Source organism: Mucilaginibacter sp. 320_HR (assembly GCF_059691875.1).
This window is the reverse complement of record NZ_JCAWAI010000002.1, coordinates 1059744-1082600: the sequence shown is the minus strand read 5'-3', so window position 1 is coordinate 1082600 and position 22857 is coordinate 1059744. Positions and strand designations below refer to the sequence as shown.

25 protein-coding genes and 1 pseudogene are annotated in these 22857 nt (G+C 42.3%); 10 read left to right on the top strand and 16 right to left on the bottom strand.

Annotation, left to right across the window (positions count from 1 at the left end; translation table 11 throughout):
* Nucleotides 1-25: 25 nt before the first annotated feature.
* Both AC59GT_RS10340 and AC59GT_RS10335 read left to right on the top strand, forming a co-directional pair.
* A complete protein-coding gene (locus tag AC59GT_RS10340) occupies nt 26-1381 on the top strand; it encodes a UDP-N-acetylmuramate--L-alanine ligase (protein WP_497237572.1) in 1356 nt (451 codons plus the stop codon).
* A gap of 80 nt (nt 1382-1461) precedes the next feature.
* On the top strand, nt 1462-1803 hold the full coding sequence (locus AC59GT_RS10335; RefSeq protein ID WP_117381238.1) for a helix-turn-helix domain-containing protein: 342 nt from the start codon (nt 1462-1464) through the stop codon (nt 1801-1803).
* Between the two features lie 26 nt (nt 1804-1829).
* On the opposite strand, the gene AC59GT_RS10330 is transcribed toward AC59GT_RS10335, so the two are convergent.
* The 6 genes from AC59GT_RS10330 to AC59GT_RS10305 all read right to left on the bottom strand — a co-directional run bounded on the left by AC59GT_RS10330 (nt 1830) and on the right by AC59GT_RS10305 (nt 7046).
* Nucleotides 1830-2948 (bottom strand): GNAT family N-acetyltransferase, encoded by a 1119-nt coding sequence (locus AC59GT_RS10330; protein WP_497237571.1) that lies wholly within the window; start codon nt 2946-2948, stop codon nt 1830-1832.
* Between the two features lie 74 nt (nt 2949-3022).
* Nucleotides 3023-3223 carry a hypothetical protein gene (locus tag AC59GT_RS10325; RefSeq protein ID WP_497237570.1) on the bottom strand — a complete coding sequence of 67 codons (201 nt, stop codon included), beginning with the start codon at nt 3221-3223 and terminating at the stop codon, nt 3023-3025.
* 138 nt (nt 3224-3361) lie between these two features.
* Nucleotides 3362-3922, bottom strand: a complete 561-nt coding sequence (gene scpB / locus AC59GT_RS10320) for an SMC-Scp complex subunit ScpB (RefSeq protein ID WP_497237569.1) — start codon at nt 3920-3922, stop codon at nt 3362-3364.
* 76 nt (nt 3923-3998) lie between these two features.
* Entirely contained in the window at nt 3999-4238 is a 240-nt protein-coding gene (locus tag AC59GT_RS10315; protein WP_497237568.1) for a hypothetical protein, read from the bottom strand.
* Between the two features lie 78 nt (nt 4239-4316).
* Entirely contained in the window at nt 4317-5441 is a 1125-nt protein-coding gene (gene mqnC / locus AC59GT_RS10310; protein WP_497237567.1) for a cyclic dehypoxanthinyl futalosine synthase, read from the bottom strand.
* Nucleotides 5442-5558: 117 nt separating this feature from the next.
* Complete coding sequence (locus tag AC59GT_RS10305; protein WP_497237566.1) at nt 5559-7046, bottom strand: ATP-binding cassette domain-containing protein; 1488 nt, start codon at nt 7044-7046, stop codon at nt 5559-5561.
* A gap of 659 nt (nt 7047-7705) precedes the next feature.
* Between AC59GT_RS10305 and AC59GT_RS10300 the strand changes: the two genes are divergently transcribed.
* Complete coding sequence (locus tag AC59GT_RS10300) at nt 7706-8164, top strand: PA2169 family four-helix-bundle protein (protein WP_497237565.1); 459 nt, start codon at nt 7706-7708, stop codon at nt 8162-8164.
* 48 nt (nt 8165-8212) lie between these two features.
* Here AC59GT_RS10300 and AC59GT_RS10295 read toward each other — a convergent pair whose 3' ends face one another.
* From AC59GT_RS10295 to AC59GT_RS10275, 5 genes are all read right to left on the bottom strand, one after another.
* Complete coding sequence (locus AC59GT_RS10295; RefSeq protein WP_497237564.1) at nt 8213-8647, bottom strand: hypothetical protein; 435 nt, start codon at nt 8645-8647, stop codon at nt 8213-8215.
* Nucleotides 8648-8764: 117 nt separating this feature from the next.
* Nucleotides 8765-8974, bottom strand: coding sequence for a hypothetical protein (locus AC59GT_RS10290; RefSeq protein WP_497237563.1), 210 nt, complete (start codon nt 8972-8974; stop codon nt 8765-8767).
* A gap of 138 nt (nt 8975-9112) precedes the next feature.
* Complete coding sequence (locus tag AC59GT_RS10285) at nt 9113-9316, bottom strand: hypothetical protein (RefSeq protein ID WP_497237562.1); 204 nt, start codon at nt 9314-9316, stop codon at nt 9113-9115.
* A 72-nt stretch (nt 9317-9388) separates the two neighbouring features.
* Nucleotides 9389-9589, bottom strand: coding sequence for a hypothetical protein (locus AC59GT_RS10280; protein ID WP_497237561.1), 201 nt, complete (start codon nt 9587-9589; stop codon nt 9389-9391).
* A 103-nt stretch (nt 9590-9692) separates the two neighbouring features.
* Nucleotides 9693-9926, bottom strand: coding sequence for a hypothetical protein (locus AC59GT_RS10275; protein WP_497237560.1), 234 nt, complete (start codon nt 9924-9926; stop codon nt 9693-9695).
* A 214-nt stretch (nt 9927-10140) separates the two neighbouring features.
* Here AC59GT_RS10275 and AC59GT_RS10270 point away from each other — a divergent pair, with 214 nt between their 5' ends.
* From AC59GT_RS10270 to AC59GT_RS10260, 3 genes are all read left to right on the top strand, one after another.
* Complete coding sequence (locus AC59GT_RS10270; RefSeq protein ID WP_497237559.1) at nt 10141-10710, top strand: RNA polymerase sigma factor; 570 nt, start codon at nt 10141-10143, stop codon at nt 10708-10710.
* 11 nt (nt 10711-10721) lie between these two features.
* Nucleotides 10722-11807, top strand: coding sequence for a S1C family serine protease (locus AC59GT_RS10265; RefSeq protein ID WP_497237558.1), 1086 nt, complete (start codon nt 10722-10724; stop codon nt 11805-11807).
* A gap of 78 nt (nt 11808-11885) precedes the next feature.
* Nucleotides 11886-12917: a S41 family peptidase gene (locus AC59GT_RS10260; RefSeq protein ID WP_497237557.1), complete on the top strand. Its 1032-nt coding sequence runs from the start codon at nt 11886-11888 to the stop codon at nt 12915-12917.
* 7 nt (nt 12918-12924) lie between these two features.
* On the opposite strand, the gene AC59GT_RS10255 is transcribed toward AC59GT_RS10260, so the two are convergent.
* From AC59GT_RS10255 to pdxH, 3 genes and pseudogenes are all read right to left on the bottom strand, one after another.
* Nucleotides 12925-14052 carry an NADH-quinone oxidoreductase subunit D gene (locus tag AC59GT_RS10255; protein WP_497237610.1) on the bottom strand — a complete coding sequence of 376 codons (1128 nt, stop codon included), beginning with the start codon at nt 14050-14052 and terminating at the stop codon, nt 12925-12927.
* A 159-nt stretch (nt 14053-14211) separates the two neighbouring features.
* A pseudogene (locus AC59GT_RS10250) lies at nt 14212-14673 on the bottom strand (NADH-quinone oxidoreductase subunit C); the annotation flags it as partial.
* A complete protein-coding gene (pdxH, locus tag AC59GT_RS10245) occupies nt 14670-15317 on the bottom strand; it encodes a pyridoxamine 5'-phosphate oxidase (protein ID WP_497237556.1) in 648 nt (215 codons plus the stop codon). The gene pdxH and the pseudogene AC59GT_RS10250, both read right to left, overlap by 4 nt.
* A 110-nt stretch (nt 15318-15427) precedes the next feature.
* On the opposite strand from pdxH, the gene AC59GT_RS10240 reads away from it, so the two are divergent.
* From AC59GT_RS10240 to AC59GT_RS10230, 3 genes are all read left to right on the top strand, one after another.
* Nucleotides 15428-15991, top strand: coding sequence for a YqgE/AlgH family protein (locus tag AC59GT_RS10240; RefSeq protein ID WP_497237555.1), 564 nt, complete (start codon nt 15428-15430; stop codon nt 15989-15991).
* 156 nt (nt 15992-16147) lie between these two features.
* Entirely contained in the window at nt 16148-18457 is a 2310-nt protein-coding gene (locus AC59GT_RS10235; protein ID WP_497237554.1) for a family 20 glycosylhydrolase, read from the top strand.
* 22 nt (nt 18458-18479) lie between these two features.
* Entirely contained in the window at nt 18480-19226 is a 747-nt protein-coding gene (locus AC59GT_RS10230) for a hypothetical protein (protein ID WP_497237553.1), read from the top strand.
* Here AC59GT_RS10230 and AC59GT_RS10225 read toward each other — a convergent pair whose 3' ends face one another.
* Both AC59GT_RS10225 and AC59GT_RS10220 read right to left on the bottom strand, forming a co-directional pair.
* Nucleotides 19227-19946, bottom strand: coding sequence for a DUF72 domain-containing protein (locus AC59GT_RS10225; RefSeq protein ID WP_497237552.1), 720 nt, complete (start codon nt 19944-19946; stop codon nt 19227-19229).
* Between the two features lie 240 nt (nt 19947-20186).
* Nucleotides 20187-21110, bottom strand: a complete 924-nt coding sequence (locus AC59GT_RS10220) for a helix-turn-helix domain-containing protein (RefSeq protein ID WP_497237551.1) — start codon at nt 21108-21110, stop codon at nt 20187-20189.
* Nucleotides 21111-21252: 142 nt separating this feature from the next.
* Between AC59GT_RS10220 and AC59GT_RS10215 the strand changes: the two genes are divergently transcribed.
* On the top strand, nt 21253-22812 hold the full coding sequence (locus AC59GT_RS10215; protein WP_497237550.1) for a DHA2 family efflux MFS transporter permease subunit: 1560 nt from the start codon (nt 21253-21255) through the stop codon (nt 22810-22812).
* Nucleotides 22813-22857: the final 45 nt, after the last annotated feature.

The following is a 22857-nucleotide window of genomic DNA, read 5'->3' as shown; positions in this document are numbered from 1 at the left end:
GTGTTTATTTGCACCGTATTTATACATGAGAGTTCATTTTATTGCTATCGGCGGCAGCGCTATGCACAACCTTGCTATAGCCCTGCATAAAAAAGGTTTCGAAGTTACCGGTTCAGACGATGTGTTGTTTGAACCATCTGCATCCCGATTGGGTAAATACGGCATAAAGCCCACTGCAGACGGCTGGTACCCGGAGAAAATAACCACAGAGCTTGACGCTGTGATTTTAGGCATGCATGCTCGTGCAGATAATCCCGAACTGCTAAAGGCGCAGGAGCTTGGAATTAAGATCTACTCTTATCCCGATTACATTTACGAACAAAGTAAAAACAAGAAACGTGTTGTTATTGGCGGAAGCCATGGTAAAACTACCATTACCAGCATGATACTGCATGCATTGCAACAAGCCGGACAAAAATTTGACTACTTAGTAGGCGCACAACTAGAAGGTTTTGAAACAATGGTTGGGCTTACAGAGGAAGCTCCCGTTATTGTTATTGAAGGCGACGAGTACCTTGCATCGCCGATAGATCGTCGCCCTAAATTCCATATCTACAAGCCACATGTTGCTGTAATAAGCGGTATAGCATGGGATCATATTAATGTGTTTCCCACCTTTGACAATTATGTAGATCAGTTCAGGATATTTGCAGAGACCATAGAACCCGGAGGAGCACTCATTTATAGCCAGACTGATGCTGTACTTGATTCAATGATAAACAGCAGTAATATAACAGCCGAAAAGCTGCCTTATGATTTGCCGCTATATAAGATAGATAACGGAGTAACAACCATAATTAACGGCAGCGATGAATATCAGCTAAAGGTTTTTGGACAACACAATCTGCTGAATATTGAAGCTGCAAGGTTGGTTTGTAAATCCCTGGGCATAGAAGCTGCAGAATTTTATAAACACATAAGTACTTTTAAGGGCGCCGCCCGCCGTTTGGAAGTTGTTGGCAGTACATCTACGGCCACCATATTTAAAGATTTTGCGCATTCGCCGTCTAAACTTACAGCTACAATCCAGGCCGTACGTACTCAATTTCCTGAAAGACGGCTGATCGCCTGTATAGAACTGCATACTTTTAGCAGTTTGAATAAAGATTTTTTAAGCGAATACAACGGAACGATGGATGCTGCAGATGATGCTATAGTATTTATCCACAATAGGACTTTCGAGCAGAAGAAAATGACGCCGTATGCTCCGGAAGTTGTAAAAACCGCATTTAACAATGAAAAACTGCGGTTTTTTGACGAGCCTGATAAATTGTTGACCTATTTGCAAGCGTTAAATTTAGAAAATGCCAACCTTTTAATGATGAGTTCGGGCAACTTTGGAGGTATTGATCTTATTACGTTGAAAAATAATTTGTTATAATATTACTGAGTATTAGTTTATTGATCAAAATATTCGTAACTTTATTAACTATTGAGAAACCCTATCCTAATTAACCATATATGAAGACACTTGGAAAAAAAATCCGGTTATTACGTCACCAAAAAGGTTGGAGCCAGGAAGAAGTAGCTAAGAGATTAGACATTTCTATACCTGCCTTCTCTAAAATTGAAACTGGCATAACCGACATCAATCTTTCTCGTTTAGAACAGATAGCAGCTTTGTTCGAGATGTCTGTTGTGCAGCTCCTTACCTATAACGAAACTGAGCAGGATCAGAAGATAGCCAGCGAATTAGAGAACGTTAATAAAAAACTGATGGACCGTGAAACCGAGGTGATCGACCTTCAGAAAAAAGTTATTGAGCTTTTTGAAGAGCTCAGACATAAAAAGGTTACGGCCTAAATTTTAAGCCCGGCATTGTGCCGGGCTTAAAATTTATATCTCATGGTTAAATGCCTTTTTCCAAAGGTGGCACCTACGGCAGCATGTATTGCTATCATTTTATTATTAAAATCGCCAACCCAGGATAATTCTAATTCGTCATACTGATCCAAAGGTATAACGTATTCTTTAAGTTTGATGAACAGTGCAGATTCCAAGCCATGGTTTTGGAACTTCTGTTTTGTTCCCATTACTATTGCACGCATTCGCGAAACACCCTTCCATTTTCTATATAGGAATATCAATTTGCCAATAATATCGAGCTTGCCGTTAAGCGGCTTTATCATTTGATTTGCGTCTGGCAATATCACAATAAAAGAAGCTGGTTCATTGTTTACGTAGGCAAACCAGATGAGTTTTTCGTCCATTATAGCCTTCATTTGCCTGAAGCTCTCCAGTATAGTTGCTTTGTTTATCGGCACAAAATTTTCAAAGTCTTGCCAGCCGTCGTTGTATATTTCGATAAAGTGATCAGCAAACTTTTCTATTTCCGCTGATTTAAAGTGGGCAAAGCTATATCCCGGTTTTTTTATTACCCAATTAGCAATTTTGGTGAAGCGTTCTGAAAAGGGTTTACGCGCATCAAGATGATTTGTGATTTGCTCATAAAGTTTAACAAAGCCGTAATCCTGAAAGAATTTGTGGTAATAGGGCATATGATAGTTCATGCCGTAGGAGGGAGGCGTAAATCCTTCTACAAGTAATCCCCAAAAGTTATCGTTCTCACCAAAATTTATCGGTCCGTCCATGGCTTGCATGCCATTTTCCTTTAACCAGGTTTTTGCCGTGTCGAACAACAGTACAGCAGCGTTCGCATCATTAATACTTTCGAAAAAACCCATTCCGCCGGTTGGTTGCTCATAATTGTAAGCCTTCTTTTCGTTTATAAATGCTGCAACACGGCCAATGAGTTTGCCGCTGTTATCTCTTAGTATCCAGCGGGTAGCTTTACCGTGCTGATGGAAGTTATTTTTCTCAGGATCGAAAACGGCCTCCACATCATTATCCAGCGGGCACACCCAATTGGTGTCATTTCTATATATAATCCTTGCTACATCAAGAAAGGCTTTTTTATCCGATTTACTTTTTACTTCAGTAATTTTCATGCTTCTATGTGCGCATTTCATAAAAAAAGCATCCAGCGGCTGCTGAATGCTTCTGCAATTATAGTGAAACGAAGTTAATCGTCATCTTCGTCGCCATACGGATCGTAAGCGTCGAATCTTCCAAGATCATCATCTAGTGCGATGTTGTCGAAATCTTCATCATCATCGGCAGCGACCTTCTTGCCTGGTGTTACATCATCGTCATCAATGTCGTCCTCGTCATCTTCACTAGCCTTTTTCGAGGAGATATTCTTATTTACGGGTTTCTTTGCCATCTTAATAAATTTCTAAGGGTAAAACTTATATCGGTAAGCTGATAGTTTATTTGTTTGGGTAATTATGATGTTCTAATATCGAACTTTATTACTGTAAAAATAGCTAAAATCAATTTTCAATAAAAAAATCTTTAAAATTTATTCGGATGCCTCTCCAATAGTATTGTCGCTTTGGGTAACATCCTTAAGCTGTGGCAATTCATTGATATTGTTGATACCAAAATAATCCATAAAAAGGTTGCTTGTTCCGTATAAAATGGGTTTACCAACAGTGTCGCTTTTGCCGGTAATAGCTATAAGTTCTTTTTCCAGCAACTTTTGTATAGAGTAATCGCAGTTTACGCCACGTATTTGTTCCACATCAAGCTTGGTTACGGGCTGCTTATAAGCAATAATAGCCAGTGTTTCCAATGCAGCCTGGCTTAATTTCTTTTTAGAGCGCTGTAGTTGCAGCAGGCTAATTACCTGATGATATTTTTTCTTTGTTAGGAATTGATACCCATTGTTTACCCTGACGAGTTCTATGGCGAGGTTATCTGATGAATACTTTTTTCGGATGAGATCGACAGCTGATTCTACTTCAGCATTATCAAAATCATGATCAAAAGCAGCCTGTAAACAGTAGAGAATTTCCTCCATGCGAATACCTTGTTCAGATGCAAAGATCAACGCTTCTATGTATTCGCCAATGTTATCCATTCGATGCAAATATATAAGATAGCATGGAAGTGCGAAGTCGGAATTAAAGGGGAAGGCTTTAGTATTTAGAGTGAGCTTATATCCAGTGATGAGCCTCTATCTTATCAGCAAGTAGATGCAGCACCTCTTCAGGCACTTTCCCCAAATTTTTACAAACATGCAAAATGTGCTGTTCGTCGGGATCGAATGAAGCCACCAGTTCGCCGTCTTTAAAAACATCAAACTTGCATTGTTCACGTTCGTGATGCGGATGATCGCTTACCTCAAACTGGTAAACTTCTTTGTCTTTGGTTATTGTTAGTTTGTGGCGTTCCATAGTAGTATTAAGCTTGTAACTCGTTGCTATCACTTTTGTTTAGCAGCATTTGTCCACTTCGCCTGAGATATCCACAAATTAATAATTAATAACCTGTTCTTCTATTTCCGCGGGTATCTCGCGCCAGTCGTAACGTTGGGTACGCAGTTGAGGTTCAAAGCCGGCCTCACGTATCGAATCCTGTATACCTTTAGCAGTAAAGCGGTGCGGTGCACCTGCTGCAGAAACAACGTTCTCTTCTATCATTATAGAGCCGAAATCGTTAGCGCCAGCATGCAGGCATATCTGCGCGACCTGTTTACCAACAGTTAACCACGATGCCTGTATGTTCTTCACATTGGGCAGCATAATACGGCTGAGCGCAATCATGCGGATATACTCGTCGCCGGTAACGTTATTAGTAATTCCGCGCACTTTGCGTAGAAGTGTGCCGTCGTCCTGAAAAGGCCACGGAATAAAGGCTATAAACCCATAGTGGCCTTCCGGCTTTTCGGACTGTACTTCACGAAGCCATACCAGGTGTTCAAAGCGTTCTTCAATAGTTTCTATATGGCCAAACATCATTGTTGCCGAAGATGGGAGGTTAAGCTGATGAGCTGCACGCATAACATCCAGCCACTCCTTACCACCACATTTACCTTTGGATATGAGCCTGCGAACGCGATCATTCAATATCTCTGCGCCGGCACCAGGCAGTGAATCTAAACCCGCATCTTTCATAGCCTTAAGCACCTCGTAATGGCTCATGCCCTCCAATTTTGCCACATGCGCAATCTCTGGCGGACCTAAAGAGTGCAGCTTTAATTTAGGATAAAGCTGTTTAAGTTCGCGGAATAAATCGGTATAGAACTTTAAGCCAAGATCGGGATGGTGGCCGCCTTGTAATAACAACTGATCGCCACCATAACGGAAGGTCTCTTCTATTTTACGCTTGTAGGTTTCTATGTCGGTTATATAAGCGTCTTCGTGACCAGGCCGACGGAAAAAGTTGCAGAATTTGCAATTAGCAATGCAGACGTTAGTGGTGTTAACATTTCGGTCAATCTGCCAGGTTACTTTGCCATGCGGAACCTGTATTTTTCGCAGTTCGTTAGCAACGTACATCAGATCGGGGGTGGAGGCATTATGGTATAGATAAACCCCTTCTTCCATACTAAGAAAATCGAATGCTAGCGCACGCTGCAACAGATCGGCTGTAATCATATACAAATATACACGGACTGATTTGAAACATGAAAGCCAAAGATGAAAGGTGTTTCGGTGGTGACAAAGTCTAAAACAGCATGTAATTAGAAGACCCACCAAGGCGTAAATTTCACCTCAATCTTCTACTATCGCTCCTTTGTCCAGTTTTAACACGTTAGTAACGCTATTAGGTATTTCATGATGATAATGGGTGACATATATAAGGGTAGCATTGCTTACACCACATATAGCGTCTACAATCGCCTTAAAATTCATCTGCTGATGATCATCCAACCCCTGGCATGGTTCATCAAATATTAGAAGCGCCGGGTTTTTAATTAGTGCCCTTGCTAGTAAGCAAAGCCGCTGTGCGCTTGCCGGAATGTTTTTTAGCAGCACACGAGCGTATTTATCTATCTCAAGCGCTTTCATCCAGCTTAAAGCGAGATCGGCACGGCTCTTTACACTAGGTCGGAATAACCCTAGTGTGTCGTAAAAACCGCTTTCTATAACTTGCAGGCAACTGTTATCAGTAGGGAAGTACTGATACAGTTCCGGCGACACAAAGCCGATTTTGCTTTTAATATCCCAAATGCTTTCTCCTGTGCCGCGTTGCTTATCAAACAGGGTTATACTGTTAGCATATGCTTGCGGGTTGTCGCCGTTAATCAAACTGAGTAGGGTAGATTTTCCCGCGCCATTAGGCCCAAGCAGCGCCCATCGCTCGCTGGGGTTTATAGTCCAGTTAATATCCTTAAGTACTTGTTTATTGCCGTACCGGATGTTTACTCCAGTCAAGTTAACGATAGTATTGTAGGTAACAGATTGCGGCTGTTTAATCAGCGCCTCCAAAAGATCAATGTTTTGAAGTGTTGGTTGGTCATGCTCTATTCTCTTTAAAAACTCTGCTTTGCTAAGCCTTTGCTCCAATTTGCCATCTTTAAGCATTAAAATGTGTTTTATACAATCCGGAAGTTCGTGGCCGGATGTGGCCATGACAATCGTGATCCCGGATGCGCTTACTTCATCTAACAATTTGTTCAAGTAGGTGCGAGTGGCAATGTCCAAACCGGTAAATGGGTTATCCAGGAGCAGGAGGTCTGGGCTTTTTAGCAGGGCTGTTGCAATCATTAACCGTTTAGTTTCTCCGTTAGATAGTTTAATTACTTCTTTATCGAGCAACTGCCTCAGGTTTAAGGCCTCAGTTGTTTTTTCAAAAGTCCAATAATTACAAGCTGCGTTACCGGGCTTAGCAGCTGTATTAAGGTATTGTGCAACAGTTAAGGCATCCTCCGAATCTGATGAGTTATAACGCTGCTGGTAATAGAAGTTGGATGTGTTAGAGAGATTCTTGAAATGGTGCCGAGATCCGACAAATGCTATTTTCAGGTGGTAGTCGTTAATTTCGGATCCATCGTTATCAAAAAAATGGTACTTGATGCTGCCCGAAGTGGAGGACATGTTACCTGCGACGAGCTGCAGCAAGACAGTCTTGCCCGAGCCACTTTTGCCTATAATTGCTATGTTCTCTTTTTTAATTATCTGAAAAGAGATGCCATCTAGTATGTTGTTGCCGGATATTTTCAGGCTGACGTCTTCAAGTGATACAAGTGGTTTGTTCATGATGTTTAAGCCCGCAATTTAGCATTGGACAAGGATTTTAAACAAGTAATTACTTATTTAAGGTTATAGTTTGAGCTAAAGTCATTCACCATAAAGTTTTTCATCTTTTTTTCATCAAACTATTTTTATTGTGGAATTCAATTTATAAATTAGTAAAACCTATCTGAAACGCCGTTGAGCGGGTACTAACCAAAAACCGATTTATTTTTTTACGTGGTGCCCCGGCACTTGTTAATTATTGAGATATGAGTTTATTATTGCTGCTCGAGACAGCTGTAAAGTTGTTTCTGATGAGTTTATTTGTTGTGTTGATAGCTGTGAGGTTTTTACCCGCAGAGCGTGGGAATATGAAGGAAAATTAATTCGGGGCTACCAATAACAATTGCAATAGATCATTGTATTATTAGTATAATCAATCATCTATTATGAAAAAGTTTAGTCTATTATTTTTTGTAACAGCCCTTTGTTTTTTAAGCAGCTGTTCTGTTGTCGGAGATATATTTAAAGCAGGTGCCTATACCGCTATTATTGGTATCATTATTTTGGTACTGATTATTTTCTGGATAATATCTAAGTTCAGGAGTAATTCTTAAACATTTGCCGGAGTTTTTGTAAACAATATTTTTTCTTGCTGGTTAATAACACAGGGGAAAAAACATATGGAAAATGCAAAAGCAACTGTTGAGGCGCTCAACGATCTGATTGCGATAAACAACGATCGCATAGCTGGGTTTGAAAGAGCAATAAGCGAAATAGAGGACGATAACGCGGATCTTAAATATTTGTTTACAAACTGCATAGGTGAAAGCCATCAGTTTAAAATGGAGTTGGCTACTGAAGTTGCTGCTCTTGGTAAAGATATCGAGACGAACTCTTCTACAAGTGGTAAGCTGCATCGAACCTGGCTTGATTTAAAAGCTACGTTTACGGGGCATAGTACCCACAGCGTATTGGAAGAATGCGAATTTGGCGAAGATGCTATTAAAAAGTCTTACCAGAGTGCACTTGATTATGAAGCTTTACCTGCTTACGTAAAGGACATCCTGAGAAAGCAGCAAGTTATATTGAACGCCGCTCACGATAAAATTAAAGCACTACGCGATAGCGTGTCAAACTGATTTCAATAATGTAACTATTAAATAAAAAGAGCGCTTAAAGCGCTCTTTTTATTTAATAGTTACTTCACCTACTTTCCAGCTCTTTTTATCAGCCCAGTCGCCTCCGGTGTATCCTAATTGTATTTTCCAACTCCTTTTAATGAGGGTGCCCGTGCTGTCCTGCGAACTAACGGTAGATGATATTTGATAATTATTGCTGGCAGTATCAATTACTGACTCAAATTTGTTGTTGGGGAATGTTGCAGTAGCAGGTTGCTTTAGTTTATCTTTAATAAAGCCTTTTGCTACGGTAAATGCCTCCAGCTTGTTTGGTTTGCGGTTAACATGCATTCTCCTGTTCTGAAATACCCTAAGCAGGAACACCACCAACACCAAGGCAAATAATACAGAGAAGATTGTTGCCGTTCTTACCCTTGGGTGCCGCCTCCAGTGTAGCTTTTGTTGTTCTTCGGCGCTTAGTTTATTATAGTCGGCGTATCGCATGTTTAAAGCTTTCCTCAATAAACAACAAAACACGCATTTGTTTTACAAGTAAACCAAAGGCAACAAAAAAGCCCTCCGGAGTAAACCAAAGGGCTTTTTTGTTAAACGTAAAAAGAATTACATCTTTTTAGTAGAATCCATTTTAGTAGAGTCCATTTTAGTAGTGGTATCCATCTTAGTAGTAGAATCCATTTTAGTAGTAGAATCCATCTTAGCGGAATCCATAGCAGCTGAATCAGCTGAAGAAGAATCAGATTTACCTTTACAAGCAACAGCTGAAACAGCGATAGCGATGGCTAATACGCCAACTTTGAATGCATTTTTCATTTTTTGTTTTTTTAAGTGATTTAATAGTTTTCACCCATTAATACAGCAAATGAAAAAAGGTAACCCACTTTTTTTAAAAAAAATGCAGATTACCTTTAATTATTGAAAAACTAATAAACTTAAAAACCTAAGCGGTAATTATTTCTTAGTTGAATCAACTTTAACGGTGTCAGTTTTAACAACGGTGTCAGTTTTAGTTGAATCAACGACAGTTGAATCAATTTTAACAACTGAATCAGTTTTAGTAGTGTCGCCACCGTTTTCACCAGATTTACCTTTGCAAGCAACTGCAGATACAGCGATAGCTAAAGCCAATACGCCAACTTTGAATGAATTTTTCATGTTTGTGTTTTTGTTATTATTTAATAAGTAACGGTTAATGCCTAATATTAAAAAAGGTAACCCGTTATTTGATTATTTTTTTGTTGAGTCGACAGATACGCTATCAGTTTTAACTACTGAATCTTTCTTGGTAGAATCAGTGATAGTAGTTTTAGTAACAGTTGAATCAACAGATGTGCTGTCAACATCAGCTTTTTTAGCGTCACCGCCGCAAGCAGCAGCAGATACTGAAATTATTAAAGCAAGAGTGGCAATTTTGAATGAATTTTTCATGATTTGGAGTGTTAATGTTTTAGCCTTAATATCAATAACTCCAAAAGGTAACCCATAGAAAATAATTCTACGGGTTACAGTCGGCCGAAAGAGGATTGAATGTTTACTGGACCTTCTTGGTAGTGTCTACGCCACCTGATCCGGATTTTTCTATTCCGCTGTCTATTCCTGCGCCAGAACCGTTTGCTCCGGGCTCGCGTCCTGTTTGGCTGCTATCACTCATTGTGGCTGCACCTCCGGTGGTGTCCTTACCTGGTTTAGAGCTGTTGCCCGAGCATGCTGCTGCCGATATTGCTATGGCGATTGCAACAACGCCTGTTTTGAATGCGTTTTTCATGTTTAGATAATTTAATTTTTGTTCTTTAATGTATGCTGATACACAGCAGATTTCAAACATAATGCCAACCGTAGCTTCGGGCTCTCAATTTATTAAGCGATATTGCGGGTTACGTGATCTGCAGCCTTAGTAGCTACTCCGGCGGAAGGCTGATAGTATGACAAAAAAAAATTGGTTGAGTTGGGTTACAAATTGATATAAAGAGTATTAAGGAGTGAATAATATATATAACGTGGAAATACCGGCAGATAGTGAAGTAATACTGGGTATTCTCAACAACTCTGACAGTGTTTTAAAAAAGCTTTACCTGGCTTATTTTCCAATGATATTGCAGTTAGTATTAAACAACAACGGCGATGAGGATGATGCGAAGGACATTTACCAGGAAGCAATAATTGTTCTTTACAATAAAGTTAAGCGGGGCGATTTTGAGCTAAGTGCCAAACTCAAAACCTACATATATTCTATTTGCCGCAGGTTGTGGTTAAAGCGCCTTAAGCAAATGAACAGATATGGCGGCGATATAAAGGATTTTGAAGATCACTTAACGGTAGAGGAGGAAGTAGAGCGGCACCAGGAACGTGATCTGCAGTTAAGTAAAATGGCTGATGCGTTACAATTACTTGGCGAGCCCTGCAAAACCATTATGGAAGATTTTTATATGAATAACCGTTCTATGCAGGAAATATGCGAACGGTTTGGATATACTAATGCGGATAACGCGAAAACGCAGAAATACAAATGTCTGCAACGGCTGAAGAAGTTATTTTTTCAGCAAAATTGAAGGGGTTTATTATGAGAGAGAACCAGTTACTGGAAACTATCGAGCGGTACCTTAATGGTGAGTTAACGCTTGAAGAACGTGCTGAATTTGATGCATTGCGTAAAAAAGATGCAGCAATAGAGGACAAGTTTAACGAGCACAGGCAATTTACATCCTTGCTGAAACAGTATAGCGACAAGCTGGACCTGGAGGCGAGGCTGAATGCGATACATGACGAAATAGATGTGCACACGCTTAAAGACGACCTGATGGCACATCCGTCAGTTGTTGTTCGTTTGTGGCGCCAGCATCATTCTAAAATATCTGTTGCAGCATCTATTGCCATTTTTGCTACACTGCTTACTTTGCTTTTTACCGGGTATCTAACCAATAAAGATCCACGCTTTGTGCAACTGGCACGTAAGGTAGATCAGATAGAAAAAGCTACTAAAAAGCTTGGGAACGACATTCGCCCTAAACGTGGCCCTACTACAGCGGCTAATTTCAAAGGAACTGGTTTTGCCCTTACTGGTAACGGTTATGTAGTAACCAATTTGCACGTTGTGAATGAAGCAGATTCTATCTACGTTCAAAATGCTGAAGGCGAATCTTTCAAATCAAAAGTAATCTATAAGGATCCCACGGCTGATGTTGCAGTTTTACAGATAGTAGATACCGCTTTCAGGAATTTGGGTCCGGTGCCATACGGTTTCAAAAAGTCTAAGAGTGATTTGGGAGAGAACGTATTTACACTTGGCTATCCTGGGGAGGATATTAAATTTGGTCCGGGTGCTTTGTCAGCAAACACAGGTTTCCATGGCGACAGTACTGAGTATGAGGTTTATATTCCGGTAAATCCCGGTAATAGCGGTGGTCCGCTTATTGATGATAAGGGTAACATTATAGGTGTTATAAATGGTAAACAAACCCAAACGTCAGGAGCGGCTTTTGCTGTAAAATCAAACTATCTATTAAAAGCTATTCAGGACATCCCGTCAGACTCACTCAGTAAAGATCTTACCCTAAATAGTAAAAATACCTTAGCGGGACTAAGCAGACCCCAGCAAATAAAAAAGTTGCGCAACTATGTGTTCATGGTTAAGGTCTACAAACAATAAACATCCAAAACAATCAACAATAGAAAAGGAGATGCAATTGCGTCTCCTTTTTTGTTGCTTAATACTTAACTTAACCGCATGATTAAACCCGCTTTTCTACTACTCATTTGCATTTTCTCTTCGGTAGTTTTATATGCCCAAACCACTCTCACGGGTACTGACAGTGCACGCATGTTAATAGACAGTACTTTGCGTTACGCCAGGCAAAATGCTTTAGCAGGTAACAAGGTAAACTGGGCTGCTATCACCGATTCAGTAAAAAGCCGTGGTGAAAACGCCAAGAATATAGAAGAAGCCATGCCAGCATTACAGGTATTGTTTAAAATGCTTGGTGATTTTCATGGCGGTGCATACTATAAAAGAAAGAATTATAAATGGGTTGCTAACAGGCCGCACGTAGACTATAAGCTTTACACGGATATTTTAAATAAAATACGGAGTGGCTCTGTGCAGATAAGTTCAAAAATACTCGAGGATGGTTATGGTTATCTTATTATACCTGCTAACAATCCAACAAAGCCTGGCGAATCTGACAGTATTGCAAGGCAAATACAACTATCCCTTACCAATCTTAATCCGGCTAAGCTTAAGGGCCTTATAATTGATCTGCGTACCAATACCGGTGGCGATATGTACCCGATGATAACAGGTGTGGGCAACTTGTTTACTGCAGGCAAGCTTGGTGCTTTTATTTACCCGGGCAACAAGCCCGAAGACGAATGGCACATTGCTGGCAATGCTTTTTTTATGTCAGGAAAGCAGGCAATGTCAATACCATCGTACAGCAAAGTTAATCCTAAGATTAAAATTGTGCTGCTTACATCGCCATTTACAGCATCATCAGCAGAGGCGTTGCTTATTTCCTTTAAAGGACAAAAGAACGTACGTATTATAGGTGAAGTTACCGGCGGCTATACCACCGCAAATGATTCTTTTTCATATCTGGGGGTGCAGGTGCTTATGGCCACGTCAGTAGAAGCAGACCGGAACGGTATAATTTATTACGAAAACGTTGTGCCAGATGAATTGATAGTTACAGGTGATAACCTGGATGACCTTTCAACAGACAAAAAAGTGCAGGCCGCCTTAAAATGGTTAAAGGGTAAATAGAGCGTGTTTATCTGTCTAGTTCGCCCATTACAAAGTCAATGGAGCCTATAATGGCGATCAGATCAGCTATCATTACCCCTTTAGAAATCTCCGGAACAACCGACAAGTTGGAGAAGCTTGGTCCCCGCGCTTTTGCTCTAAAAGGTATCTCACGTTTTTCGTTATCGTGTATAAAGTAAAAACCCAGTTCACCTTTGCTGCCCTCTGCGCGCACGTAGAAATCCTGCTTTTTAGGTGTGAGTTTGCGTGGAAGTTTAGCTCTTGGGTCAAAATCTGGTGTACGTTTTAGCTCCTTTTGCAATCTGTCAAGGCATTGCTCAATTATGTGCAGCGATTGCTCTATCTCGTCAACTCTTACTTTATTCCTGTCCCAGCAGTCTCCGACGGTGCCCATGGTGCCTTTGCCAACAGGTATTTCAAAGTCAATTTCAGGGTAGACTGAATATCCGTCTATACGGCGCAAATCATACTTTAAGCCTGATGCACGCAGTACCGGGCCCGAGCAGCCATAATTGATAGCAACATCCATTGGCAATACACCAACGTTTGCTGTACGGCTTATAAATATTTGGTTGTTGGTAAGTAGCCCGTTAAGCTCAACCATCTTTGGCTTAAAGTAGTCAACAAACTCGCGGCAGCGTTCTTCGAAACCAACGGGCAAGTCGTAAAACAAGCCTCCAACCCATATATAATTGTATAGCATACGCGAGCCTGAAGCCCACTCCAGCATACCCATAATATGTTCACGATCACGGAAACACCACAGGAACGGTGTAAATGCGCCTATGTCTATCCCGTAAGTGCCGATAGCGATCAGGTGCGAGCCGATACGGTTTAGTTCAGAAACGAGAACGCGGATGTATTCTATACGCTTGGGTATGTCCTGATCAATGCCAAGCATTTTTTCTACACCCATCACCCAGGTATGTGCATTGGTCATGGATGACAGATAGTCCATCCTGTCGGTAAACGGAATGGTTTGCTGGTAGGTGAGCGACTCGGCGTGTTTTTCAAAGCAGCGGTGCAGGTAGCCCATGTGCGGGATCATTTCCTTTACAATCTCGCCATCGGTAATAAGTTCAAGCCGCAAAACGCCGTGTGTTGATGGGTGCTGGGGGCCCATATTCAGGATCATGTCCTCTACACTGGCGTTAGCTATTTTTTGCTGATAAGCGCTAAAAGCGGCAGTGTATTTAGAATTTTGATCTACAGGTAATCTGTATTGAACCTTTTCTACAGGATTGTTAGGCTGTACAGGGTAGTCAATTCTTATTCCTTTATAATACTCTGCGGCTACGTAGTCCTTTCGTAAAGGATAACCTTCCCAATCATCGGGCAACAAAATCCTGCGCAGATCAGGATGGCCCTCAAAGAAAATACCTGTCAAATCAAAAGCTTCCCGTTCATGCCAGTCGGCGCTGCGGTAGACGGAGGCTATGCTGGGAAAGTAAGGAAGATCGTTTTCATCCCGATTATTCTCTTTGCTTACCTTTAAAGTAAGCTGCAAATGGTAGGGGATAGATGACAGCTGATAAACCACTCCGAAAAGCCTTGCATCCGGGCCGTAGTCAATGCCGCTCAGACAATCTAAAAAGTCAAAATAAGTCTTGGGATTATCGCGCAGTTCCAGGCAAACTTCAGCTATTCGGCCGGGTTCAATTAGCAGCGCAGGCTGCAAACCTGTGCGTTCTTCGCCAAGTACTACGTCAGGGCCAAATTTATCTATCAGTAAAGTTTTAATATCATCAAAACTCATGGTGCCAGCCGTACTATCTTCCAGTTTTTGTTATCGGTTTTTTTATAAACTATACGGTCATGCAGGCGGCTGCGGCGGCCTTGCCAAAATTCTATAAGGCGCGGCCTTAAAACATAACCGCCCCAGTATGACGGCTTAGGGATATCTTTGTCAGCGTATTCTGCTTCCAATTGTGCCATGCGTTCTTCCAGCATTTCACGTCCATTAATTTCCTGGCTTTGCGGCGAAGCAACAGCGCCCAACTGGCTTTTTTTAGGTCTTGAATGAAAGTATTTTTCAGAGTAATCTTTATCCAGTTTCTCTATAGTACCCTCCACGCGAACCTGGCGTTCCAGGTCACCCCAGAAAAATACAAGCGCACCCATTGGGTTCTTGCTTAGTTCGCGACCTTTCCGGCTAAGGTAATTGGTATAAAATTTAAAACCATCATCGCTGAAGCCTTTCAGCAACACAATGCGAGCTGAGGGCCTGCCATCGTGTGTACTGGTAGCCAACGTCATGGCATTTGGTTCGTGTATTTTGGCGTTAATGGCCTCATTAAACCATTTGTCAAACTGTCGCATCGGGTTAGCGTCTACATCTGTCTCGTTAAGCGATGCTGCGCTATAATCCTGTCTTAAATTTTCTATTTGCTCTTGATCCATTTATGCAAACTTACAAATTAATTATACCGTACTTATGTTTAGCTCCGTTCTTTTAAATGATCTTGAACATAATTTTACAAAGATCGTTATATATTAAAATTGTTTACCAAATGTTAAGTCCAATTACAGCAGCCGCAGGGCGATTATTGATATCTGAACCATTTATGCCCGATCCTAATTTTAAGAGATCGGTTATACTGCTTACCGAATACTCGGAGGCTGGTGCTATGGGTTTTATACTTAATCAGCAAACAGAATATATGCTGGGAGATATTCTGCCTGATCTTTCATATTCTGAGATACCGGTATATATGGGCGGCCCGGTAGCTGCAAATACACTGCACTACATTCACCGTTGCCCTGAGAAAATTGAAGGTGGCATTGAGATATGGGACGGTATTTACTGGGGCGGCGACTTTGAACAGATTAAAGAGCTGATAACCAATTACCAGCTAAAGGAAGATGAGGTGAAGTTCTTCACCGGTTACTCCGGCTGGACACCCGGCCAACTAGACGATGAACTCAGGGATGATGCATGGATAGTGGCCAATAAGTTTGAGGCTGATGCCGTATTTAGCAACCACGAACACAACATGTGGAAAGAGGTAGTTATTGGCCTGGGGCAGCGTTACGCCCACATTGCCAATTTTCCTGAAAACCCTACTTTAAACTAAGCTACTTTCATTAGCTTATCAGTTTCCGCTATATAGGAACATTGCAGATTTTTGCATCAGCGTGCAAAAATCTGCAATAATCACACTTCTAAGTACCGTCCTTTTCTAAAAAAAATATAAATTCACAGCCTTGTAATAAACCTGGCTATCTCTGCTATGTATAAAAAAATTTCTACCCTGTTTCTTGCTGTCATGTTTGCTACAACTGCTGTTAAAGCCCAGGACACAGATCCATATATGGGTATTATCCCGGCGCCGGTATCTGTAAAAAAATCGGCAGGTATGTTTGTCCTGAGCCAGGAAACCCGCATCCAGGCAGATACACCGAATAATAAAGCAGTGGTGTTTTTCTCTAACTACCTGCGCGACCACATGGCCTACAACAAGCAGGTGGGCCTACGAAGCGCCAATGCAGCATCAAACAGCATTTATTTAACTTCTTCAGGGACTGAAGGACTGCCTGCCGAAGGTTATCGCCTTACCATAACACCGCAGCAAATTACAGTTGCGGGGAAAGGCGTAGGCTTGTTTTACGGAATACAAAGCTTGATTCAATTGCTGCCTGCTGAACGCTCTGCAACTGCTAAAATACCTGCAGCTACAATAGAAGATTACCCGCGCTTTGGCTATCGCGGCCAGATGCTGGATGTGTGCCGACATTTCTTCTCAGTGGAGTTTATCAAGAAGTACATTGATCTGATGGCTGCTTATAAGCTGAATAACTTTCACTGGCATTTAACCGATGATCAGGGCTGGCGTATAGAGATCAAAAAGTATCCACGGTTAACACAGGTTGCCAGTGTTCGCGCGCAAACCGTAATTGGTAACTACCGCGACCGCAATCCGCAACAGTATGATAATACACCCGTTAGCGGCTTCTACACACAAGACCAGATACGTGATGTAGTGAAATATGCAGCTGACAGGTACATAACTGTTGTACCCGAAATAGAGATGCCGGGCCATGCGCAGGCAGCCCTGGCAGCGTTCCCGGAGTTAAGCTGCGACCCTAAGCTGGATTACAAGGTAGCGGAAACATGGGGAGTATTCAATAACATTTATTGTCCGTCTGAAAAGACGTTCAGCTTCTTGCAGGACGTATTGACGGAAGTAATAGACCTGTTCCCGAGCAAGTACATACACATAGGTGGTGATGAAGCTCCAAAAACCGTTTGGAAGAATTCTAAATTCTGTCAGGATCTGATCAAAAGGCTAAACTTGAAGGACGAGCATGGCTTGCAAAGCTACTTTATCCAGCGGATGGAAAAATTTGTGAACAGCAAAGGTCGCAGTATAATTGGTTGGGACGAGATACTGGAGGGAGGGCTTGCACCTAATGCTACTGTAATGAGCTGGCGCGGAGAAGAAGGTGGCATTGCAGCAGCCCAGCAAAACCACGATGTAATTATGACGCCATCAAGCCAGGGGCTTTATCTTGACCATGCACAAGGTAAGCTTAACCAGGAGCCTTTAGGTATCGGCGGAAACGCACCTATTTATAAAACCTATGCTTATAACCCTACGCCTGCGGTATTAACACCGGCACAGCAAAAGCATATTGTAGGTGTACAATCTAACTTGTGGACGGAATATATAACTACCGAGAACAAGGTGGAATACATGCTGCTGCCGCGGATGCTTGCTGTAGCAGAAGTAGCCTGGTCCCCAATGGCTAATAAGAACTTTAAGGATTTCTCTGAAACGCGCTTGCCTGGTCACCTTGCCTGGTTAGATGCCGATTACAATTTCCGCGTCCCGCCAGCGATTGGTGGTAAGGATACGACGATAATAGGATCACAATATACTGTAGACTTCAAGTCGCCGGTTAAAGGTGCTAAGATTTATTACACGGTAGATGGCTACACGCCACGAGAAACGGAGATGGAGTACACCAAACCTATGACCTACCAGGTGCCTCTTGACCAATACCGCGAGATACAAACCGTTGTAGTTACACCAGGTGGTAAGCGCAGCCCAATAACTAAGACTACTATTTACAATAAAGCCCCTTTGGCTGCCGTTGCTTATAACGGTAACAATATGGGACTTAAATACCAGGTATCTGCAGGTACTTATGTGAACACAACCCAAGTAAATTCGGCAGCGGTTATTGATACCGGTATTGCTAAAAGCTTCCAGACGGCTAACAGCGCATTTAAGAAGTCTTTTGGTAAATACGGTGTTGTTTACAATGGCTATGTTAAGGTAGATCAGGACGGTACTTATGGGTTCTCTACTTCGTCTGTTAACGGATCTGTGCTGTATATTGATGATATCCCGGTTGTAGATAATGATGGCCGCCATGGGCAGTGGGAGCAGGGAAGCGCGGTACCATTGCTAAAGGGTTTTCATAAACTTACCATTAAGTATGTTGATGCAAGTTTAAGCACTAGCACACTTCGTGTTTACATGACCATACCGGGCAAGCCGAAGGGTGAGCTATCGCCAGACATGCTTTACTATTGATACATTCCCCCCTAATTATAAAATGAATGCAAAGTACAATTATTTTATAGCCGCTTGCTGCACCTTAGTAGTAGCTTGCGGTTCCGACGAAAAGAAGCCGACCAATATTAGCTCGGCAGTAACTACGGCAAAACCTTCGCTGATGGAGCCATTCCGGTTTCATAAAGCTATTGAAGTGGCACCCGGGCAAACTTACGATGTAGTAAGCTGGGGTCGTGGATCAAAGTCGGCTGGCGCATACGCGATATTACATTCAGACTCGGCCAATATAAAGTACACTACCACCACCGGCGATCTGGATGGTAATATTACCGACGTTTACAACGCCGATATGGACCTGGATGGTAATCCCGAGATCCTGATCCAATCAAAAGGTAAGGACACCGTGAACTATGCCAAAGTGTATGCCTTCGAGTTTAATAACAACGATGCTAATAAGCTCGATTTTCCGCGGCTCACCAGCTCGCAGCGAAAAGGCTACCGTGGTAACGATAACTTCTATATTAAAGAAGGTAAGCTTATCCGCGAGTTCCCGATCTACAGCAGTAACGATAGTACCGCTACTCAAACAGGAGCGAAACGCCTTCTGGAGTACAGCCTTCATGGTAATGACTTTACCGTAAAGCAGCTCAGTAAAGATTCTACAGGAGTTGCTGCTCCTATCAAACAAGAAGCTAAAAAAGCTGAACCGGAAAGGAAGCAAACCAACTCTAAGAAATCATCAAGAAAGAAAACTGAAACGAGAAAACGTAGGCACAGGAGGAGATAGTTAGTCCACCATTGTTAACATTTCTCTGGCGTTATCTATCGCGTAAGCTTCTATATCGTTATTAAAGTAAAACCACGCTTCGGCAGTGGTTTTGTTGTTTTTTATGGTATCAACCACTTGCTGCAGCGCTTGTGTGCTGTAAGCAGACCTATACACATCAGGCACCCCATGGAAACGATAATAAACGGATGGTGTGTTTTGAATAACCTCCTGCGGCAGTAAAGGGTGGCTCATGCCGCAAAAGCTGATATTGTGAGCTGCAAGCGTACTATAAATCTCGGGTTGCCACCACGAAACATGCCTGGGCTCCAGCACGTTTTTAAAGGCTGGGTTCAGGGCATTCAGTATTTTGCCAATCTTTTCATCTGTGTAGTTGTAACTTGGTGGTAGCTGGAAAAGCACCGGCCCAAGTTTATCCTGCAAACCACTGTTTATAGTGTCATAAAAGCTGGTTAGCATCTGGGTGGTATCATTAAACTTCTTGTAATGCGTAATAGCTTTCGGCGCTTTCACCGCGAACCTGAAGTTTGAAGGACTGGTATCATACCACTTTTGCAGGAATGAAAGCTGCGGAAAACGATAGAAGGTAACGTTAAGCTCAAGTGTGCTGAAGTGCTGAGCGTAGAAGTTGAACCATTTGGTCATCGCCAGCTTCTCCGGATAGAATTTACCCCGCCAATGCTTATAATGAAAACCCGAACAGCCGATATGCCAATCCATAATAGGTAAAAAAATGGCGCGGAAAATTGTTTCAGAAAACCAGGCAGATTGATAATCTCAGATGAGCATCCAACGATTCAGGAGTGTTTCGGTTAGCAAAAGCGAAACACCCGCAACAGCGACTTTGCCTAACTTTCTACAAGTCAAGCTTTTAAAAAATAGAGCGAAACAGACCGAAACAGTACAAAAGATTTATATACTAACCAGTAAGCTCATTTTAATACTTAAATTCATTCACCTCTATAAGGTTGCTATGTTAGTGTTCGCCGTTCTGTACATCACAGGCGACACACCGGTGCTCTTCTTAAAAAAGCTGGTGAAATAGGCAGGTTCCTCAAAGCCAAGCGCGTTGGCTACCTGTGCAATGCTCCAGTCGGTATGTTTTAAAAGCGCGTTAGCTTCTTTTAAAATTCGCTCTGATATGTGCTGCGTGGTGGTCTTACCGGTAATTTCCTTAACTGATCTGTTTAGGTGGTTGGTATGTACTGCCAAACTTTGCGCAAAGTCCTGTGCAGAATTAAGGTTTAGGTCCTTGCCAGATGGGTCTATCGGGAATTGCCTTTCCAACAGCTCCAGAAACCGGGTAGTTATTCTTGCAGCAGCGCTTGCATTCGGCTCAAATGTATTTACAGGAGACATCTTCAGCGCTTCGTGCATAAGTACCTGCAGGTAGTTACGCAGCAGGTCGTACTTGTGTATATACTCGCCGTCCATCTCTTCCATCATTCTTCGCAGCAGCCCGGTCAAAAATGTAAGCTGGGCCTCATCAGGAAAAACGATGTGACTGCCGCCCGGCTTGAACATGGGGAAATCATGTAAAACACTGTTTCTTTCCTGCGATTCGATAAATGCCTGTGAAAACAGGCAAAACCAGCCTTTCTGTTCGCCCGCGCCAGACTCCCAGGATGAAGTAACAGACGGGCTGGAAAACACTAGGGCGGGGCGGTCAACCTTTACCTGCTTATCGGTATAATGCATTTTTCCCTGGCCAAGTATCAGTACAATCTTATAAAAATCGCGGCGGCTAAACGGACTTCTCATCTTGCAGGGTTCACGTAAAAACACGTTAAAATGCCCTTGTCCGGTATTGTTTTCTGAAAATACCCTTTGATTAGCTACCGGATGGGTTTGATAGAATTCTGCTAATGTTTCAATAGGCTGCATAATCAAAGATAGTAAACTGTTTGATTTTTATAAACGAATTTGACGAAGCAATGATGCTAAAGAAAAGGATTGTTTGAAAAGTATAAAATCTTGCTTGAAAATCACAAGTGCAAACTAAAGCTGTGGGTATACTTTTGCCGGTATGGAAACGGGCTTCAGAAAGTGGATCATCGTTGTAACGATCATCACCTCCACAATTATCGAATTGATAGATACCACTATCGTGAACGTATCTATAAACACCATGAGCGGCAATTTAGGCGCGTCGCTCGAAGATACGGCCTGGGTAATAACGTCCTATGCAATTGCTAACGTTATCATCATCCCGATGACGAGCTTTTTAGCCGAGAAGATTGGGCGAAAGCAATATTATATTGGTTCTATCCTCTTGTTTACGCTTGCTTCGGCGCTGTGCGGGTTTTCACATGGTTTATGGGAGTTGGTTGCTTTCCGTTTTTTCCAGGGTATTGGCGGCGGCGCTTTGCTATCCACTTCGCAGTCCATCCTTTTTGAAACATTTCCACCTAAAGAGCGTGGCACAGCCAGCGGGATATTTAGCCTCGGGGTTATTATTGGTCCGTCCATAGGCCCGGTATTGGGCGGTTACATAGTAGATAATCTTTCGTGGCAGTGGATATTTTATGTAAATATTCCTATCGGGCTAATGGCGGCACTTTTATCTTATATATACCTTCGGCCTACTAAAAAATCAGATAACGAACGGAGTATAGATTGGTTCGGTATTTTTTTATTGGCGGTAGGTGTTGGCGCGCTGCAGGTAGTGCTGGAACGCGGGGAAACAGACGACTGGTTCTCGGCTAACTATATCGTTCTGCTAACCATCGTTTCTGTAGTGTCTTTAGCAGTATTAATTTGGTGGGAACTGCGGATTGAATACCCTGTTATCAATCTCCGGGTGCTGAAGAGCACCACGTTGTCCATCTCCGCTATCATGACCTTTGTGCTGGGTTTTGGGCTGTTTAGCGCGGTATTTGTTTTTCCATTGTATTCACAGCGATTAATTGGCTACTCTGCATTTCAAACAGGTACCATGTTGTTACCCGGTACACTTATGGCTGCAATGGTTTCGCCTTTTTTGGGGAAAATGTTGCAAAGTGGTATACGACCACAATACCTTATTATAGTAGGGTTTGGCCTTTCCGCTATATTCGGGTACATGATGTCGGGCTCAAACCTGCAAACGGGTGACGCTTACTTCTTCATCCCGCTTATATTTAGGGGGCTGGGCGCGGCTCTTTTGATAGTGCCGTTAACTGCCCTTGCTGTGTCAGACCTTAAACCGGCAGATATTCCGCAGGGCGCTGCTTTAAATAACATGATGCGCCAAATGGGAGGGTCCTTTGGTATAGCGCTCATCAACACCTACATTGCACACCGGGCTGCGGCTAACCGGGTTGCGCTGATTGCACACGTAACTGCATCAGATCCGCAAACCACAGGTCGCATGCAGTCGTTCATCAGAAACTTTATGGCGCACGGTGCCAGCTATCTCAATGCGGTTAAGCAAGCTTTTGGCGCGCTGGAAAATACGGTTGTACGGCAAACATTCCTGTTAAGCTATATGGATGCTTTTCTGTTGTTGGCCATTTTAAATGCCTGCTGTATACCTTTGGTAATCATCACCATCAAGAAAAGGTCTGCACAGGCTGCAAACACCAAAGTAGTTGTCTCAGACCATTGACGGCCCATTGTACAAGATATCGTGGTATGATGTGTTAACTTTTAT

Bases quoted from the DNA above. Each gene is read 5' to 3' on its own strand.
- AC59GT_RS10330 (WP_497237571.1), bottom strand. From the start codon at position 2,948: ATGAAAATTACTGAAGTAAAAAGTAAATCGGATAAAAAAGCCTTTCTT.
- AC59GT_RS10225 (WP_497237552.1), bottom strand. From the start codon at position 19,946: ATGGATTGGCATATCGGCTGTTCGGGTTTTCATTATAAGCATTGGCGG.
- AC59GT_RS10280 (WP_497237561.1), bottom strand. From the start codon at position 9,589: ATGAAAAATTCATTCAAAATTGCCACTCTTGCTTTAATAATTTCAGTA.
- AC59GT_RS10325 (WP_497237570.1), bottom strand. From the start codon at position 3,223: ATGGCAAAGAAACCCGTAAATAAGAATATCTCCTCGAAAAAGGCTAGT.
- AC59GT_RS10335 (WP_117381238.1), top strand. From the start codon at position 1,462: ATGAAGACACTTGGAAAAAAAATCCGGTTATTACGTCACCAAAAAGGT.
- AC59GT_RS10300 (WP_497237565.1), top strand. From the start codon at position 7,706: ATGGAAAATGCAAAAGCAACTGTTGAGGCGCTCAACGATCTGATTGCG.
- AC59GT_RS10340 (WP_497237572.1), top strand. From the start codon at position 26: ATGAGAGTTCATTTTATTGCTATCGGCGGCAGCGCTATGCACAACCTT.
- AC59GT_RS10265 (WP_497237558.1), top strand. From the start codon at position 10,722: ATGAGAGAGAACCAGTTACTGGAAACTATCGAGCGGTACCTTAATGGT.
- AC59GT_RS10235 (WP_497237554.1), top strand. From the start codon at position 16,148: ATGTATAAAAAAATTTCTACCCTGTTTCTTGCTGTCATGTTTGCTACA.
- AC59GT_RS10260 (WP_497237557.1), top strand. From the start codon at position 11,886: ATGATTAAACCCGCTTTTCTACTACTCATTTGCATTTTCTCTTCGGTA.
- AC59GT_RS10315 (WP_497237568.1), bottom strand. From the start codon at position 4,238: ATGGAACGCCACAAACTAACAATAACCAAAGACAAAGAAGTTTACCAG.
- AC59GT_RS10290 (WP_497237563.1), bottom strand. From the start codon at position 8,974: ATGAAAAATGCATTCAAAGTTGGCGTATTAGCCATCGCTATCGCTGTT.
- mqnC (WP_497237567.1), bottom strand. From the start codon at position 5,441: ATGATTACAGCCGATCTGTTGCAGCGTGCGCTAGCATTCGATTTTCTT.
- AC59GT_RS10295 (WP_497237564.1), bottom strand. From the start codon at position 8,647: ATGCGATACGCCGACTATAATAAACTAAGCGCCGAAGAACAACAAAAG.
- AC59GT_RS10230 (WP_497237553.1), top strand. From the start codon at position 18,480: ATGAATGCAAAGTACAATTATTTTATAGCCGCTTGCTGCACCTTAGTA.
- AC59GT_RS10255 (WP_497237610.1), bottom strand. From the start codon at position 14,052: ATGATCCTGAATATGGGCCCCCAGCACCCATCAACACACGGCGTTTTG.
- AC59GT_RS10285 (WP_497237562.1), bottom strand. From the start codon at position 9,316: ATGAAAAATTCATTCAAAGTTGGCGTATTGGCTTTAGCTATCGCTGTA.
- AC59GT_RS10215 (WP_497237550.1), top strand. From the start codon at position 21,253: ATGGAAACGGGCTTCAGAAAGTGGATCATCGTTGTAACGATCATCACC.
- scpB (WP_497237569.1), bottom strand. From the start codon at position 3,922: ATGGATAACATTGGCGAATACATAGAAGCGTTGATCTTTGCATCTGAA.
- pdxH (WP_497237556.1), bottom strand. From the start codon at position 15,317: ATGGATCAAGAGCAAATAGAAAATTTAAGACAGGATTATAGCGCAGCA.
- AC59GT_RS10240 (WP_497237555.1), top strand. From the start codon at position 15,428: ATGTTAAGTCCAATTACAGCAGCCGCAGGGCGATTATTGATATCTGAA.
- AC59GT_RS10305 (WP_497237566.1), bottom strand. From the start codon at position 7,046: ATGAACAAACCACTTGTATCACTTGAAGACGTCAGCCTGAAAATATCC.
- AC59GT_RS10220 (WP_497237551.1), bottom strand. From the start codon at position 21,110: ATGCAGCCTATTGAAACATTAGCAGAATTCTATCAAACCCATCCGGTA.
- AC59GT_RS10275 (WP_497237560.1), bottom strand. From the start codon at position 9,926: ATGAAAAACGCATTCAAAACAGGCGTTGTTGCAATCGCCATAGCAATA.